The organism is Nocardia sp. NPDC046473 (assembly GCF_040645995.1).
Lineage (GTDB): Bacteria > Actinomycetota > Actinomycetes > Mycobacteriales > Mycobacteriaceae > Nocardia.
The window spans coordinates 554,218-569,379 of sequence record NZ_JBEYZJ010000006.1; the positions used below are offsets into that span (position 1 = coordinate 554,218).

Here is a 15,162-nt window from a genome sequence, read left to right on the forward strand (position 1 = left end):
CGGACGGATCGGTGGGAGAAGAAATGAGCACATCGGCTGTGAAGGACGAGAGCACGGTGGTGGCCGGGGTCGACCTCGTCGACGTCGAGCTCGCGGCAACCGTGCGCAACGGCCTGGAAGAGGTCGAGAAGCTCCTGGTCACCGAGCTGTCCGACGGCGAGGAATTCCTGCAGGAGGCGGCGCTGCACCTGGCCAGGGCCGGCGGCAAGCGGTTCCGTCCGCTGTTCACCATCCTCACCGGCCAGCTCGGCCCGCGCCCGACCGATCCCGCGCTGATCACCGCGGGCACCGTCGTGGAACTCGTGCACCTGGCGACGCTGTACCACGACGACGTGATGGACGAGGCCACCATGCGCCGCGGCGCCCCGAGCGTGAATTCCCGCTGGGGCAACAACATCGCGATCCTCGCGGGCGACTACCTGTTCGCGCACGCATCGCGGCTCACCTCGACCCTCGGCCCGGATGCCGTGCGGATCATCGCCGAAACCTTCGCCGAGCTGGTCACCGGTCAGATGCGCGAGACCATGGGTGCCCGCGAATCCCAGGACCCGGTCGAGCACTACCTGCGCGTCGTCTGGGAGAAGACCGGCTCGCTCATCGCGGCCTCCGGTCGATTCGGCGGCACCTTCTCCGGCGCGAGCCTCGACCACGTCGAGCGGCTGGCCCGGCTCGGCGACGCGGTCGGCACCGCCTTCCAGATCTCCGACGACATCATCGACATCTCCTCGGCCGCCGAACAGTCCGGCAAGACGCCCGGTACCGACCTGCGTGAGGGCGTGCACACGCTGCCGGTGCTGTACGCGCTGCGCGACGAGGGCGCCGAGGGCGACCGCCTGCGCAAGCTGCTCGCCAACCCGCTGCAGACCGACGCGGAGGTGGACGAGGCGCTCGACCTGCTGTCCCGCTCGCGCGGCATGGTGCTGGCCAAGGAGAAGCTGCAGGGCTACGCCGATATCGCGCACGCCGAACTCTCCGCCTTGCCCGCGGGACCGGCCAACGACGCCCTCGAACACCTGGTTCGCTACACGATCGAGCGTGTCGGCTGAGTTACGTGGGTAGCAATGGCTACGTTCCGATCAGGAACCTTTGCTCTGCTGTCCTCGTTGACCTCGTGTGATGCTCTCGATGAGAGTCGATGTGGTTTTGGAGCTCGAAGTGACAGCTGATCTGGTGAGCACATGGGTAACTCGCCGGGGACGGGCTTACTGACACGGGCTTCTACCGCCGGGCGCCGACGTCAATCTCGTGGCAGTCGAGTCTGGCCTAGAGACGCGGAGAGGCGGACATGCACGGGTATGCGAACGGACTGAAGACGTTCGGGTTGATGACCGGCCTTTCGGCGTTGATCGTGTTCGCCGGTGCGCTGTTCCGCAGTCCGACGATCCTGATCATCGCTATCGTGCTGGCGGTCGGCATGAACGCGTATGCGTACTTCAACAGCGACAAGCTCGCGTTGAAGGCCATGCACGCGCAGCCGGTCAGCGAGCTGGAGGCGCCGGTGATCTACCGGATCGTGCGCGAGCTGGCGACCACCGCACGCCAGCCCATGCCGCGGCTCTACATCAGCCCGACCAACGCGCCCAACGCCTTCGCCACCGGCCGCAGTCCACGGCACGCCGCGGTCTGCTGTACCAGCGGCATCCTGCAGATCCTCGATGAGCGCGAGCTACGCGCGGTGCTCGGCCACGAGCTATCGCACGTCTACAACCGCGACATCCTGATCTCCTCGGTCGCCGGCGCGCTCGCCGCGGTCATCTCCGGCCTGGCCAACCTGGCCTTCTTCGCGTCCGCGTTCGGCGGCAACCGCAACGGCGAGGGCCCGAACATGCTCGGCGTGCTGCTCGTCTCGCTGCTCGGCCCGATCGCCGCGAGCCTGATCAAGCTGGCCGTCTCCCGCTCCCGGGAATTCCAGGCGGACCAGTCCGGCGCCGAGCTCACCGGCGACCCGCTCGCCCTCGCCTCGGCCCTGCGCAAGCTGGAGCGCGGCGTGCAGGCCGCCCCCTTGCCGCCTGAGCCGCAATTGACCGCTCAGTCACACCTGATGATCGCCAACCCGTTCCGCGCGGGTGAGCGCGCCGCCCGCTGGTTCTCCACGCATCCGCCGATGGCCGAGCGCATCGCTCGCCTCGAGGAAATGGCGGGCGGCGCGAAGAACTACTGAGGGTGTTCGGCGGCGAGCTCTGCCTCGAATGCGCGGAAGGTGTCGACGAACAGTTGGCGTTGTTCCGGTGTCAGCGGTTCGAGCACTCTGCGCCAGGCGCGGACACTGCCGCCGAGCCATTCGTTGACCGAATCCGTATGTGCCGCAGCGATTCCCACGATCTTGCGGCGGCGGTCGCGGTCGTCGGCGGTGCGCTCGAGCAGCCCGTCGCGACTCAGTTCGCTCACCATCAAGCTCACGGTTGTCGGCGCGACCTCCAGCCGCGCGGCGAGGTCGTTCACCGCCTTCGGACCTTCGAAAACCAGGATCGCCAGCAGCGACAGGTGCCGGGGCGCGAGCGCGAACTCCCGGAGTTCCTCCGGGACCCGTAATCGCTTGGCGCGCCCGACAACCCGTGGCATGAGCAGCAGCAGCGTGCGGATCCCCGCGTCGACGTCGATTCCGCCCCGCTGCTGTTCGGTCGACATCGCCGGTACCCGCGAGCTCGCTATCGGTAGTTGACGAACTGCAGGGCGATGCCGAAATCCTCGCCCTTCAACAGCGATATCACCGCTTGCAGATCGTCGCGCTTCTTGCTGCTCACCCGCAGTTCCTCACCCTGGATCTGCGCCTTGACGCCCTTGGGGCCCTCGTCGCGGATCTTCTTGGTGATCTTCTTCGCGTGCTCGGTGTCGATGCCCTGCACCAGCGTTCCGGTGATCTTGTAGGTCTTGCCGGAGGCGACCGGCTCGCCGGCGTCGAACGCCTTGAGCGAGATGTCGCGGCGAATCAGCTTCTCCTTGAACACATCCAACGCCGCCTTGACCCGCTCCTCGGCCTCGGCCGTCAGCACGATCTTGTCCTCGCCGGACCACTCGATGGCCGCGCCGGTGTTGCGGAAGTCGTAGCGGGTGGTCAGCTCCTTCTCCGCCTGATGCAGCGCGTTGTCGACCTCCTGACGTTCGACCTTGCTGACGACATCGAATGACGAATCGGCCACACTTCGCTCCTGTCCTGACGGTCCAACTGCTCGCTCGACCGGTTGATCGGTCACCGTTAGTTGTACCCCGGAGCGCGACCGTAGTCCCGCCGCATGGCCGATGGCCAGCCGGTTTGCATTCAGGGTGCGGGTCCGTTGTATTCTGCTCTCCGCACTCAGTGCACGGCAGATTGCCCGAGCGGCCAATGGGAGCGGACTGTAAATCCGTCGGCGAAAGCCTACGTAGGTTCGAATCCTACATCTGCCACCCGAAGCCCCCGCGGATCGAACTTTCGATCCGCGGGGGTTTTTTCGTTTGCGGCCCTCCAGCACCGGCACTCGCTCCTCGGGTGCCGGAAGGTCCCTCGAAAAGGCTTCTGACCACCCGGTTTGGAGCTCTGACCCTTGGGTGTGTAACCTCGTTCAAGACTTCGCCGCGCCGGGGTCGGGTGTTCGGAGCCTGGTGCGGAAGTAGTCATGCCCCCTTAGCTCAGTCGGCAGAGCGTTTCCATGGTAAGGAAAAGGTCAACGGTTCGATTCCGTTAGGGGGCTCGCCGGATTGCCGGTGGTGACCGACTCGGCATCGCATATAGTTCCCACTCCGGTGGGGCCGGGCGCGGCACTACAGCAATGCGACCCCGTGGCGGTGTAGCTCAGTCGGTAGAGCAAACGACTCATAATCGTTGTGTCGCCGGTTCAAGTCCGGCCATCGCTACCAAACCGATCAGACCAACTGGTTGACCCGAAAGAAGGAATATCGTGGCCGCGAAGTCCACCGATGTCCGGCCAAAGATCACCTTGGCCTGCGAGCAGTGCAAGCACCGCAACTACATCACCAAGAAGAACCGGCGCAACGACCCGGATCGGCTGGAACTCAAGAAGTTCTGCCCGAACTGCGGCACGCACCGGGGACATAAAGAATCCCGCTAGTCCGCCACGCGTGATGCTGCCGCGTGGATCGGCGTCGAGAGCCTGATCGCTCTCGACAATCTCGGATCGTGACAGTGCGAGGGCCGGACGTTTGTCCGGCCCTGACGCATTTCATCGGTCGGGTGACGCGGTATGTGAGGGAGCGCAGCGAGCGAACCATGGATACAGCCGCCCGAGCGGTTACGGCGGAGCCGAGCGTCAGCGAGGCGCAGCCGTAGACGCTCCGCCGACTCCGAATTCGGGGTCAGATAGGTACAGTCCACCCGTGACAATCAACACCGGTACAGACGAAGCGGTTCAGGCGGTCGACACCTTCGACCCCGCAGCACACGCGGCCTCGATGGTTGGTCACCACTACCGCGTCGACGACTACTACGAGGTCGGCCGCGAGAAGGTGCGCGAATACGCGCGCGCTGTGCAGGACTACCACCCGGTGCACTGGGACGAGGACCTCGCGCAGGAGTACGGCTACGACGGCCTGCTCGCGCCGCTGACCTTCATCTCCCTGGTCGGCATTCTGGCCCAGCGCAAGCTCTTCGAGCAGATTGTCACCGGCTACGACCTGAGCCAGATCCTGCAGACCGACCAGATCCTGGAATTCCACCGGCCGATCAAGGTCGGCGATCAGCTGGTCTGCGACGTCTACCTGCATTCGTTCCGGCAGGCCTTCGGCGGCGACATCATCGTCACCAAGAACATCGTCACCGCGCAGAACGACGAGCTGGTGCTCACCACCTACACCACGCTGATCGGCCGCAGCGGCGGCGATATCGACCCGAACCTCAACGATGTGGTCCGCAACGTGCTGATGCACGGCATCGGCGAAGACGCGCCGGACCATCGGCCGCGCGCCAACGCCCCGGCCCCCGTGGTCGCCGCCAAGGTGCCCGAGGTCGCGCCGAGCAAGCGCGCCATCAACTTCGACGACATCGCGGCCGGCGACGAGCTGCCCACCCGCGTCGTCCGGCTGACCCGTGGTGACCTGGTGAACTACGCCGGTGTGTCCGGCGATGCCAACCCGATCCACTGGAGCGACGAGGTCGTCAAGCTCGTCGATCTGGAAGACGTGGTCGCGCACGGCATGCTCACCATGGGCCTCGGCGGCGGTTTCGTCACCTCCTGGGTCGGCGATCCCGGCGCGGTCAAGGAGTACAACGTCCGCTTCACCAGCCCGGTCTATGTGGGGACCGATGAGGCCGCCGAGATCGAATACACCGGTAAGGTGAAGTCTGTGGATCCGGAGACGCGGACCGCGGTCGTCGCCATCGTGGCGAAGTCGGCGGGACGCAAGATCTTCGGGCGCGCGACGGCAACCGTCCAACTGGCCTGACCTGGTCGCTTGACCCTGATTGGCTAACGACGTGGGCGGTAACGTACACTCAGATTTCTGGGGTCACCAGCCGCTGCGCGCTGCTCTGTAGGGCTGGTTCCAAGCGAATCCGCAAGGATTTCGCCGAGGGGCCGGCAACTGCCGGAGTGGCGCGCGTGTTGTGTGACACCAGAACTGAACAACTGAATACCGAACAGTGGTTGGACGGCCAACACGGATCCAACCGAAGGGGCGTAGCTCAACTGGCAGAGCAGCGGTCTCCAAAACCGCAGGTTGCAGGTTCAAGTCCTGTCGCCCCTGCCCTGGATGCCAGCGACGAAAGGATCGACGTGAGCGAGCGGGAAGATCGCCTGGGCGCGCATGCGACCGACGACGGCGATGACTCCGCCGGAGTAGCTCGTCCGAGTGGCAAGCGTTCTGCCCGGCGGACTCGCGGTGCGTCGTCCGACACGGGTTCGGTCGCCACTCTGGATCGACCTACGTCGCGCAAGGCAGCCAAGACCGATCGGGCCGAACGCGGAACGCGTAATCCGTTCAAGCGTTTGATCAAGTTCCTGCGTGAAGTAGTCGCGGAACTGCGCAAGGTGATCTGGCCCAATCGGAAGCAGATGGTCACCTATACGAGCGTTGTTCTGGTGTTCGTGATTTTCATGGTCGCGTTCATCAGCGGGTTGGATATCGCGTTCATCAAGGGTGTCAACTGGCTGTTCGGCTAGCAGAAGCCAGCGCTTGCGACTGCTTGCAGGTCGCTCGAAAGGGTCAGCCCGCCGGCCGATCTCCGGGGCGGACCCGGGCGGAGTAATTCCGCCGCGCGCCCGGCCCCGGCACGCAGAGGATGTACGTGACGACACAGGAAGCGAGTGCCCCAGTGAGCACCCCGGAGAACGACACAAACGAAGAGTTCCCGGTCGAGGACGCGGTGGTGGATCCCACGACCGAAGACGCCGCGACCGTCGAAGACTCCGAGGACGTGGACTCCGAGGACGCCGCTGACGCCGAGGTCGCCGAGTCGGAGACCGAAGACGAGGCCGCTGCCGCCGCCGCTCCGATCGACGAAGCGCCCGCCGACCCGGTCGCGGAGATGAAGTCCGCGCTGCGTCGCGCCCCTGGCGACTGGTACGTCATCCACTCCTACGCCGGTTACGAGAACAAGGTGAAGGCCAACCTCGAGACCCGCGTGCAGAACCTGGACCTGGAGGAGTACATCTTCCAGGTCGAGGTGCCGACCGAAGAGGTCACCGAGATCAAGAACGGCCAGCGCAAGAACGTCAACCGCAAGGTGCTGCCCGGCTACATCCTGGTCCGGATGGAACTCAACGACGAGTCGTGGGGCGCGGTGCGCAACACCCCGGGTGTCACCGGCTTCGTCGGCGCCACCTCGCGGCCGTCGCCGCTGTCCATCGACGACGTGGTGAAGTTCCTCGTCCCCGCCGCCCAGCAGAAGAAGGCGCCTGCCGCCGCCGGTGCCGCGGGTTCGGGCGATTCTTCCGCCGAGTCGGTGTCCAAGCCGACCATCGAGGTCGACTTCGAGGTCGGCGAGTCGGTCACCGTGATGGACGGCCCGTTCGCGACGCTGCCCGCCAGCATCTCCGAGGTCAACGCCGAGCAGCAGAAGCTCAAGGTGCTCGTGTCGATCTTCGGCCGCGAGACCCCGGTGGAGCTCGGCTTCACCCAGGTCGCGAAGATCTAAGACGTTCCGTCCTCGACGGAATGAATCGGCCCGGACCACGGGTTGATTCACCAGGACTTGCAAAGAGCAAGGAAAACAGACACCTAGGAAAGAAAGATGCCCCCCAAGAAGAAGAAGCTCGCCGGGATCATCAAGCTTCAGATCCAGGCCGGCCAGGCGAACCCCGCCCCTCCGGTGGGTCCCGCGCTCGGTCAGCACGGCGTGAACATCATGGAGTTCTGCAAGGCGTACAACGCCGCGACCGAGTCGCAGCGTGGCAACGTCATCCCGGTCGAGATCTCGGTGTACGAAGATCGCTCGTTCGACTTCAAGCTGAAGACCCCGCCCGCCGCTCGGCTGCTGCTCAAGGCCGCCGGTGTGCAGAAGGGTTCGGCTGAGCCGCACAAGACCAAGGTCGCGAAGATCACCATGGACCAGGTCCGGGAGATCGCCAAGACCAAGGCCGAAGATCTGAACGCCAAGGACATCGACCAGGCAGCGAAGATCATCGCGGGTACCGCCCGTTCGATGGGTATCACCGTCGAAGGCTGAGCACATCCGCTCACGGTGGGAGGGCCGGCCAGGCCCGATAACCACGGCTGAAACCAGAAACTAAGGACAGAGAATCATGGCAAAACGAAGCAAGGCGTATCTCGCCGCGGCCGAGAAGGTCGATCGCGACGCGCTGTACTCCCCGCTCGCCGCCGCGCGGCTGGCCAAGGAGACCGCGACCACCAAAACCGACGCGACCGTCGAGGTCGCCGTCCGTCTCGGCGTCGATCCCCGCAAGGCCGACCAGATGGTTCGCGGCACGGTCAACCTGCCGCACGGCACCGGTAAGACCGCCCGCGTCATCGTGTTCGCGGCCGGCGAGAAGGCCGCCGAGGCCGAGGCCGCCGGTGCGGACGCCGTCGGCGCCGAGGACCTGATCGAGCGGATCCAGGGCGGCTGGCTCGAATTCGACGCCGCGATCGCCACCCCGGACCAGATGGCCAAGGTCGGCCGGATCGCGCGTGTCCTCGGACCGCGTGGCCTGATGCCGAACCCGAAGACGGGCACGGTCACCAACGACGTGACCAAGGCCGTCAACGAGATCAAGGGCGGAAAGATCAACTTCCGCGTCGACAAGCAGGCCAACCTGCACTTCGTCATCGGCAAGGCCTCCTTCGCCGATGCCGCGCTGGTGGAGAACTACGGCGCCGCGCTGGAGGAGATCCTGCGTGTGAAGCCGTCGACCGCCAAGGGCCGCTACGTCAAGAAGGTGACGGTTTCGACGAACACCGGACCGGGCATCCCGGTGGACCCGAACCGCACCCGCAACCTCCTCGACGAGGACGCGTAGCGACTGCTTGCAGGTCGCTCGAAAGGGCCGGCTCCTTAAGTAGCACCTGAGCACGTCCGCACGGGCGGGAACGCGAATCGCGTTCCCGCCCTTGCGCGTTCGCGGGATCGGACTAATTCCGGGCGCGGGATCGTTGGCCCTGAGATGACGGTTGTCCTGCTCATCTCCGGGAGCACGCGCAGTGCTTCGACCAATTCCGCGGCCTTGCGCACGGTCCAGGCGCTCGCCGCCGACGGCATCGAGGCGCGGTGGTTCGACGGCCTCGCCGACCTGCCTGCCTTCAACCCGGACGAGGACGGCACCGGACATCCGTCGGTTCTCGCACTGCGCGAACAGCTTTCGCAGGCCGACGCGGTGCTGTTCTGCTCCCCGGAGTACGCGGGCACGTTGCCGGGCAGCCTGAAGAACCTGCTCGACTGGACCGTCGGCAATGCCGATCTCTACGAGAAGCCGACCGCCTGGATCAATGTGGCCGCGCTCGGCCGTGGTGACGGCGCGGCCGCGACCTTGGCGCTCGTCCTCGGCTACGTGGGCGCCGACGTGGACCCCGACATCTGTGCTCGGTTGCCGGTCGGCCGGGACGACGTCGGACCGGACGGTCTGGTCGCTACCGCCGAATTCCGCAGCGGCGCAATCGAAGCGCTGCACAATCTGGTCGCCAGGGCCTCGACCTGAGCACGACGCGGGCCGAGACCCGATCGGATCCCGGCCCGCCATCGGCTGCGTGGGTCAGCTGGTCGAATCCTCTTGAGGTTCCCCGGCTTTGCGCCAGCCGAGCAACACCGACTCGCCGTCCGGCACGCCCCAGGGCAGGAACATCGCCACCACGATCGCGCACACCACCACCGCGGCCGCCGCGACCAGCGAGGCGGTGTGCGAGCCCTCCAGTGCGGCGGTTTTCATGGCGACGATGAGGTTTTCGCGCTGGCTCTCGAAGAACTGGGGAAGCGGGCGCTTGCGGATCTCCAGCACGCTGAGCGGACTGGACTTCACCAGCCCCTTCTCGTTGTCGTTCATCAGGCCGGCGGGCAGCGCGTCGATGCGCGGGGCGATCCGGGTCGTGTAGTACGACGCCACGATCGAGCCGAGCACCGCGACGCCGAGGGTGCCGCCGATCTCGCGGGTGGTGTCGTTGACCGCCGACCCGGCGCCCGCCTCGTTGAGCGGCAGCGAGCCCATGATCGATTCGGTGGCCGGTCCCTGCACGATGCCGACGCCGAGCGCCATGAACACCATGGCGGGCAGCACGTCGGTGACATACGGACTGTCCACCGTTACCTGACCACCTAGATACAGCCCGAGTCCGGTACTCAACAGGCCGGTCACAATAACCGGCGTCGGCCCGAATCGCTGGGCGAGCAGGGTGGCAATCGGTGCGCCGATCGCCACCGAGAACGCGAAAGGCAGTGAGGCGATACCGAATTCGAGCGGTGTGTATTCACGCACGCCTTGGAAATACTGGGTGATGAGGAAAAGAAAGCCGAACATCGAGAAGTAGCAGATCGCAATCGACAAGGCGGGCATCGAGAATCGCCGATTGCGGAACAGTGTCATATCGAGAATCGGTGCGGCAGTGCGCAATTCCCAGACCACGAACGCGATAACCAGCGCGAGGCCGAGCCCGCCGGTGCCCAAGGTCGTCGAGGAGAGCCAGCCGAAGCGCGGCGCCTCGATGATGGACCAGACCACCAGCGTGATGCCCGCGATGGACAGCGCGATGCCGGGCAGATCGAGCTTGCCGACCTGCGAGGAGCGTGATTCGGGCACCCAGAGCAGGGTGGCGGCGAGCGCGACGAGCGCGAGCGGCACGTTGATCCAGAAGACCGAGTGCCAGGTGAAGTGTTCCAGCAGCCAGCCGCCGGAGATCGGGCCGATCGCGATGGCGAACCCGGCCATCGCGGTCCACGCGGCAATGGCAAGGGCCCGTTCGCGTTTGTCGTGGAAGATGTTGATGATCAGCGCGAGCGTCGCCGGGAAGACGGCGGCGGCGAACACGCCCATCGCGGCGCGTGCGGCGATCACGCCGCCCATCGAGCCGGACAGCGCGCCCGCCACCGACATGGCGCCGACGCCGACCAGGCCGACCATCATGACCCGGCGGCGGCCGAGCCGGTCGCCGAGATTGCCGAAGGCGAGCAACAGGCCCGCGAAGGTGAGGGTGTACGCGTCGACGACCCATTGCAGGCCGCTGACGCCGGTGCGCAGCTGCACTCCGATCGAGGGCAGTGCCACGTTCACGATGGTGTTGTCCAGGACGACTAGCAGCTCGGCGAGGCAGATCACGGCCAAGGCGAGAAAGCGCTGGTTACGTCGTTCCAGCAGCACCGGTGGATCGACTATGGAGGTTGCCATAGTTCAGCAGTCAAACAGTAACTGTCACTGTTGGTAACACCTTCAAGCCGCGATCTCGGCCACATGGATGGGTCGACTGTGACGGTTGACACATCGAATCGGGCGCTGAATGGTCCCGATTCGCCTCAGCCCCACCCCGTTTTGGCAGATGGGGGTGGGTCCGGGTACATTGGACAACAGTTATCGACCAGTTCGATTCCTACCCAATCCGTTCTACCGAAGACCGTTGGTCGTCGAGCCCGCATGGGCTCGGTCGAAGGTCCGGCGACATTGCCGGCGGCCCACGCAGGGAGAACCGAGGCCGTGAGTTATTTGTGCGCCCCGGAACGCCTTGCGTCCGGGGCGTTTGTTTTGTCGCCGTCCCCATGATCGGTAGTTCGTTACATACCGACCATCAGAGAGGAGGCGAAGTATGGCAAAACCCGAGAAGGTTACCGCGGTCGAGGAGATCACCGAGCAGTTCAAGAGCTCGACTGCCACCGTTGTCACGGAATACCGTGGTCTGTCGGTCGGCAAGCTCACCGAACTGCGACGTGCGCTCGGCGCCGAGGCCACGTACTCCGTCGCCAAGAACACCCTGGTCAAGCGCGCTGCTGCCGAGGCGGGCGTGGAAGGCCTCGACGACCTGTTCGTCGGACCGACCGCGATCACCTTCATCAGCGGCGAGCCTGTCACCGCGGCGAAGGCCCTCAAGACCTTCGCGAAGGAAAACAAGGCGCTCATCATCAAGGGCGGCTACATGGACGGCGCACCGCTGTCCGTGTCCGAGGTCGAGAAGATCGCCGACCTGGAGTCCCGCGAGGTCCTGCTGGCCAAGCTGGCCGGTGCGATGAAGGGCAACATGGCGAAGGCCGCCGGTCTGTTCAACGCTCCCGCGTCGCAGGTGGCTCGCCTTGCCGCCGCGCTCGTGGAGAAGAAGCAGGCCGAAGCCGGTGGCGAACCCGCCGCTGCCGCTGAATAACCCCCATGCGGGTGAATCGCGCGCGGCTCGCCCTCATAGACAACAACTACCGAAAGGAACAACATCATGGCCAACGTTGACGAACTGCTGGAGACCTTCGGCAACATGACCCTGCTCGAGCTGTCGGACTTCGTCAAGAAGTTCGAAGAGAAGTTCGAGGTCACCGCCGCTGCTCCGGTCGCCGTCGCCGGTCCGGCCGGCCCGGGTGCGGCCGCCGAGGCCGTCGAAGAGCAGGACGAGTTCGACGTCATCCTCGAGGGTGCGGGCGACAAGAAGATCCAGGTCATCAAGGTGGTCCGCGAGATCGTCTCCGGCCTGGGTCTGAAGGAAGCCAAGGACCTCGTCGAGGGCGCGCCGAAGGCCATCCTGGAGAAGGTTGCCAAGGATGCCGCCGAGGCTGCCAAGGCGAAGCTGGAAGAGGCCGGCGCCAAGGTCTCGGTCAAGTAATTCCTGACCGAATCGCCGACGGGCGGTCCCCACTTCGGGGGCCGCCCGTTTGCTATTTGTGGCGACCTGCGCCAACAATCCGGAAATAGCGAATGAAACGGGGTTACTCTTCAGTCAGGTTGGGGTGTGCCCCGTCTCGCTCTTGGGATACAGTGGCCCGACCCACTGTGACGTGACACACCGCGAGACCGAGCACGCGGTTAGCTGGTGGGCAGCTCGCTGAGAAATTGTGGAGGTTGGCGTGGGCGTCGAGGTCAGAACCGAAGGCATTACCAAGTCCTTCGGATCCCAGCGAATTTGGCAGGATGTCTCCCTGACCTTGCCGACCGGTGAGGTCAGCGCATTGCTCGGCCCGTCGGGTACCGGCAAGTCAGTCTTTCTGAAGTCGCTGATCGGCCTGCTGCGCCCGGAGCGCGGCTCGATCTACATCGGCGACACCGATATCACCACCTGCTCCAACAAGGAGCTCTACGAGATCCGAAAGCTCTTCGGCGTGCTGTTCCAGGACGGCGCGCTGTTCGGATCCATGAACCTCTTCGACAACGTCGCGTTCCCGCTTCGTGAGCACACGAAGAAGTCGGAATCCGACATTCGCAAGATCGTCATGGAGAAGCTGGAGCTGACCGGTCTGCTCGGGGCCGAAGGCAAGCTGCCCGGTGAGATCTCCGGCGGTATGCGCAAGCGGGCCGGGCTGGCCCGTGCCCTCGTGCTCGACCCGCAGATCATCCTCGTCGACGAGCCGGACTCCGGCCTCGACCCGGTGCGCACCGCCTACATCAGCCAGCTGCTGATCGACATCAACGCGCAGATCGACGCCACCATCCTGATCGTCACGCACAACATCAACCTGGCCCGCACCGTGCCGGACAACATCGGCATGATGTTCCGCCGCCAGCTGGTCATGTTCGGCCCGCGCGAGGTCCTGCTGACCTCCGACGAGCCGGTGGTCAAGCAGTTCCTCAACGGACGCATGCAGGGCCCGATCGGCATGTCCGAGGAGAAGGACGAGGCCCAGATGGCGCGCGAGCAGGCGATGTTCGACGGTGGCCATCACCACGGTGGCGCCGAGGAGATCGAGGGCATCATCCCGCAGATGCAGGCGACCCCCGGCATGCCGGTTCGGCAGGCCGTGCGGCGCCGCAAGGAACGCGTCCGCGAGATCATGCACACGCTGCCGCACGCGGCCCAGACCGCGATTCGCGAATCACTTGATCAGAACGACGAGACGCAGGTGCTCGCGTACAACAACAGCGACCAGGGTGGTTACCAGGGCGGCGCGTATGAAGCCACTACTTCACACAACACAACTAACGGGTAACATCTGCGATCGTGAATTCCTCCCTGGCGCGATTGCGGACTCCACTGGAGTCGGGGTTCGGCCAGGCCGGCAACATCTTTGCGCTGTTCGTAGACGTGATGCGCAAGACGTTTCGCCGGCCGTTCGAGTGGCGGGAGTTCATCGAGCAGTCGTGGTTCATCGCGAGTGTCTCGATCCTGCCCAGCGCACTGGTCGCCATCCCCTTCGGCGCGGTCGTCGCGCTGCAGACCGGCTCGTTGATCAAACAGCTCGGTGCTGAATCCTTCACCGGCGCAACAAGTGTGCTCGCCACCGTGCAGCAGGCGGCGCCGATTGTCACGGCGCTGATCATCGCGGGCGCGGCCGGTTCGGCGGTCGCCGCCGACCTCGGCTCGCGCACCATCCGTGAGGAGATCGACGCGCTGGAAGTGCTCGGCGTCGATCCGGTGCACAAGCTGGTTGTGCCGCGCGTGCTCGGCATGACGGTGGTTGCGCTGCTGCTGAACGGCTTGGTCTCGGTGGTCGGCATCGCGGGCGGTTACTTCTTCAATGTGCTGCTGCAGGGCGGCACGCCCGGCGCGTACCTCGCGTCGTTCTCCGCCCTCGCGCAGCTGCCGGACCTGTGGATCGGCGAGTTCAAGGCGCTGGTGTTCGGTCTGATAGCCGGCGTGATCGCCTCGTATAAGGGGTTGCACCCCAAAGGTGGCCCGAAGGGAGTTGGTGAAGCGGTGAACCAGTCCGTGGTGATCACGTTCTTGGTGCTGTTCTTCGTGAACCTCATCCTCACCCTGGTGTACCTGCAGGTCGTCCCGGCCAAGGGCGCCTGACCGGTGGCCACTCAGTACCGCAACCCCGCTCTCGCCAAATCGCTTCGCCGGGCGGGCAGTATCGCGCGCTCACCGCTGAAGGTGATCGATCGGGCCGGCGAGCAGATGTCGTTCTACACGCGCGCCATCGCCTGGATCCCGCGCACCGCAGTGCATTACCGCAAGGAGGTCATGCGGCTGCTGGCCGAGGTGACCTTCGGCAGCGGCGCGCTCGCGGTGATCGGCGGCACCATCGGCGTCATCGTGTTCATGTCCGGGTCGGTCGGCGTGGTCGTCGGCCTGCAGGGCTTCAAGGCGCTGGACGCGCTCGGCAGCTCCGTGCTCACCGGCTTCCTCACCGCCTACATCAACACCCGCGAAATCGCGCCGCTGGTCGCGGCTTTGGCGCTGTCGGCGACGGTGGGCTGTGGGTTCACCGCGCAGCTCGGCGCCATGCGGATCTCCGAGGAGATCGACGCGCTCGAGGTGATGGCGGTGCCCGGCGTGCCGTTCCTGGTCACCACCCGGGTCATCGCCGGCTTCCTCGCGGTGATCCCGCTGTACATCGTCGGCCTGCTCGGCACGTTCCTGGCGTCGCGGATGATCAGCATCTGGTTCAACGGGCAATCCAGCGGGTCCTACGACCACTACTTCAGCCTGTTCCTACCACCTGAAGACGTGCTCTATTCGTTCGTCAAGGTGCTGGTGTTCGCGTTCGTGATCATCATGGTGCACTGCTACTACGGCTTCCACGCCACCGGCGGACCGGCCGGTGTCGGCGTCGCTGTCGGCCGCGCGGTGCGTGCCGCGATCGTGCTGGTGAACGTGCTCGATTTCTTCCTCAGCCTTGCTATTTGGGGGACTACGACGACGGTGCGGGTGGCCGGATGAGCGAGCGCAGCGAGCGAA

General features: G+C 65.4%; 17 protein-coding genes and 4 tRNA genes. 18 read left to right on the plus strand and 3 right to left on the minus strand.

Annotated elements, in window-relative coordinates:
• The first annotated feature begins 23 nt into the window (after positions 1 to 23).
• Complete coding sequence (locus ABZ942_RS24180; RefSeq protein ID WP_357385554.1) at positions 24 to 1,046, plus strand: polyprenyl synthetase family protein; 1,023 nt, start codon at positions 24 to 26, stop codon at positions 1,044 to 1,046.
• A gap of 239 nt (positions 1,047 to 1,285) precedes the next feature.
• On the plus strand, positions 1,286 to 2,161 hold the full coding sequence (gene htpX, locus ABZ942_RS24185) for a zinc metalloprotease HtpX (protein ID WP_357385556.1): 876 nt from the start codon (positions 1,286 to 1,288) through the stop codon (positions 2,159 to 2,161).
• Here htpX and ABZ942_RS24190 read toward each other — a convergent pair.
• Both ABZ942_RS24190 and ABZ942_RS24195 read right to left on the minus strand, forming a co-directional pair.
• Positions 2,155 to 2,628, minus strand: a complete 474-nt coding sequence (locus ABZ942_RS24190; protein ID WP_357385559.1) for a MarR family transcriptional regulator — start codon at positions 2,626 to 2,628, stop codon at positions 2,155 to 2,157. The two genes, htpX and ABZ942_RS24190, sit on opposite strands and share 7 nt — an antisense overlap.
• A 20-nt stretch (positions 2,629 to 2,648) precedes the next feature.
• A complete protein-coding gene (locus ABZ942_RS24195; RefSeq protein WP_357385561.1) occupies positions 2,649 to 3,140 on the minus strand; it encodes a YajQ family cyclic di-GMP-binding protein in 492 nt (163 codons plus the stop codon).
• Between the two features lie 164 nt (positions 3,141 to 3,304).
• Between ABZ942_RS24195 and ABZ942_RS24200 the strand changes: the two genes are divergently transcribed.
• From ABZ942_RS24200 to ABZ942_RS24250, 11 genes are all read left to right on the plus strand, one after another.
• Positions 3,305 to 3,387: transfer RNA gene (locus ABZ942_RS24200), tRNA-Tyr, on the plus strand.
• 211 nt (positions 3,388 to 3,598) lie between these two features.
• A tRNA-Thr gene (locus ABZ942_RS24205) sits at positions 3,599 to 3,671 on the plus strand.
• Positions 3,672 to 3,761: 90 nt separating this feature from the next.
• Positions 3,762 to 3,837: transfer RNA gene (locus ABZ942_RS24210), tRNA-Met, on the plus strand.
• Positions 3,838 to 3,878: 41 nt separating this feature from the next.
• Complete coding sequence (gene rpmG / locus ABZ942_RS24215) at positions 3,879 to 4,049, plus strand: 50S ribosomal protein L33 (RefSeq protein ID WP_014988500.1); 171 nt, start codon at positions 3,879 to 3,881, stop codon at positions 4,047 to 4,049.
• Positions 4,050 to 4,320: 271 nt separating this feature from the next.
• Positions 4,321 to 5,379 (plus strand): fused (3R)-hydroxyacyl-ACP dehydratase subunits HadA/HadB, encoded by a 1,059-nt coding sequence (locus tag ABZ942_RS24220; RefSeq protein WP_357385899.1) that lies wholly within the window; start codon positions 4,321 to 4,323, stop codon positions 5,377 to 5,379.
• A 227-nt stretch (positions 5,380 to 5,606) separates the two neighbouring features.
• Positions 5,607 to 5,679: transfer RNA gene (locus ABZ942_RS24225), tRNA-Trp, on the plus strand.
• 29 nt (positions 5,680 to 5,708) lie between these two features.
• Positions 5,709 to 6,095, plus strand: coding sequence for a preprotein translocase subunit SecE (gene secE / locus ABZ942_RS24230; protein WP_357385563.1), 387 nt, complete (start codon positions 5,709 to 5,711; stop codon positions 6,093 to 6,095).
• A 203-nt stretch (positions 6,096 to 6,298) separates the two neighbouring features.
• Positions 6,299 to 7,069, plus strand: coding sequence for a transcription termination/antitermination protein NusG (gene nusG, locus ABZ942_RS24235; RefSeq protein ID WP_357385901.1), 771 nt, complete (start codon positions 6,299 to 6,301; stop codon positions 7,067 to 7,069).
• 96 nt (positions 7,070 to 7,165) lie between these two features.
• On the plus strand, positions 7,166 to 7,600 hold the full coding sequence (gene rplK, locus ABZ942_RS24240; protein WP_150399757.1) for a 50S ribosomal protein L11: 435 nt from the start codon (positions 7,166 to 7,168) through the stop codon (positions 7,598 to 7,600).
• Between the two features lie 76 nt (positions 7,601 to 7,676).
• On the plus strand, positions 7,677 to 8,390 hold the full coding sequence (gene rplA / locus ABZ942_RS24245) for a 50S ribosomal protein L1 (RefSeq protein WP_357385565.1): 714 nt from the start codon (positions 7,677 to 7,679) through the stop codon (positions 8,388 to 8,390).
• Positions 8,391 to 8,534: 144 nt separating this feature from the next.
• Entirely contained in the window at positions 8,535 to 9,065 is a 531-nt protein-coding gene (locus tag ABZ942_RS24250) for an NAD(P)H-dependent oxidoreductase (RefSeq protein WP_357385567.1), read from the plus strand.
• Between the two features lie 54 nt (positions 9,066 to 9,119).
• On the opposite strand, the gene ABZ942_RS24255 is transcribed toward ABZ942_RS24250, so the two are convergent.
• Complete coding sequence (locus tag ABZ942_RS24255; protein ID WP_357385569.1) at positions 9,120 to 10,742, minus strand: MFS transporter; 1,623 nt, start codon at positions 10,740 to 10,742, stop codon at positions 9,120 to 9,122.
• A 412-nt stretch (positions 10,743 to 11,154) separates the two neighbouring features.
• On the opposite strand from ABZ942_RS24255, the gene rplJ reads away from it, so the two are divergent.
• From rplJ to ABZ942_RS24280, 5 genes are all read left to right on the plus strand, one after another.
• Positions 11,155 to 11,703, plus strand: coding sequence for a 50S ribosomal protein L10 (gene rplJ, locus ABZ942_RS24260; protein ID WP_357385571.1), 549 nt, complete (start codon positions 11,155 to 11,157; stop codon positions 11,701 to 11,703).
• Between the two features lie 66 nt (positions 11,704 to 11,769).
• On the plus strand, positions 11,770 to 12,150 hold the full coding sequence (gene rplL, locus ABZ942_RS24265) for a 50S ribosomal protein L7/L12 (protein ID WP_357385573.1): 381 nt from the start codon (positions 11,770 to 11,772) through the stop codon (positions 12,148 to 12,150).
• Between the two features lie 241 nt (positions 12,151 to 12,391).
• Positions 12,392 to 13,468, plus strand: a complete 1,077-nt coding sequence (locus ABZ942_RS24270) for an ABC transporter ATP-binding protein (protein ID WP_357385575.1) — start codon at positions 12,392 to 12,394, stop codon at positions 13,466 to 13,468.
• 98 nt (positions 13,469 to 13,566) lie between these two features.
• On the plus strand, positions 13,567 to 14,274 hold the full coding sequence (locus ABZ942_RS24275; protein ID WP_357385903.1) for an ABC transporter permease: 708 nt from the start codon (positions 13,567 to 13,569) through the stop codon (positions 14,272 to 14,274).
• A gap of 105 nt (positions 14,275 to 14,379) precedes the next feature.
• Positions 14,380 to 15,144 (plus strand): ABC transporter permease, encoded by a 765-nt coding sequence (locus ABZ942_RS24280; RefSeq protein ID WP_223884852.1) that lies wholly within the window; start codon positions 14,380 to 14,382, stop codon positions 15,142 to 15,144.
• Positions 15,145 to 15,162: the final 18 nt, after the last annotated feature.

Coding starts and splice junctions, on each gene's coding strand:
- rplA (WP_357385565.1), top strand. CDS start 7,677: ATGGCAAAACGAAGCAAGGCGTATCTCGCCGCGGCCGAGAAGGTCGAT.
- htpX (WP_357385556.1), top strand. CDS start 1,286: ATGCACGGGTATGCGAACGGACTGAAGACGTTCGGGTTGATGACCGGC.
- ABZ942_RS24255 (WP_357385569.1), bottom strand. CDS start 10,742: ATGGCAACCTCCATAGTCGATCCACCGGTGCTGCTGGAACGACGTAAC.
- rplK (WP_150399757.1), top strand. CDS start 7,166: ATGCCCCCCAAGAAGAAGAAGCTCGCCGGGATCATCAAGCTTCAGATC.
- rplJ (WP_357385571.1), top strand. CDS start 11,155: ATGGCAAAACCCGAGAAGGTTACCGCGGTCGAGGAGATCACCGAGCAG.
- ABZ942_RS24275 (WP_357385903.1), top strand. CDS start 13,567: ATGCGCAAGACGTTTCGCCGGCCGTTCGAGTGGCGGGAGTTCATCGAG.
- ABZ942_RS24180 (WP_357385554.1), top strand. CDS start 24: ATGAGCACATCGGCTGTGAAGGACGAGAGCACGGTGGTGGCCGGGGTC.
- ABZ942_RS24280 (WP_223884852.1), top strand. CDS start 14,380: ATGTCGTTCTACACGCGCGCCATCGCCTGGATCCCGCGCACCGCAGTG.
- rplL (WP_357385573.1), top strand. CDS start 11,770: ATGGCCAACGTTGACGAACTGCTGGAGACCTTCGGCAACATGACCCTG.
- ABZ942_RS24250 (WP_357385567.1), top strand. CDS start 8,535: ATGACGGTTGTCCTGCTCATCTCCGGGAGCACGCGCAGTGCTTCGACC.
- ABZ942_RS24190 (WP_357385559.1), bottom strand. CDS start 2,628: ATGTCGACCGAACAGCAGCGGGGCGGAATCGACGTCGACGCGGGGATC.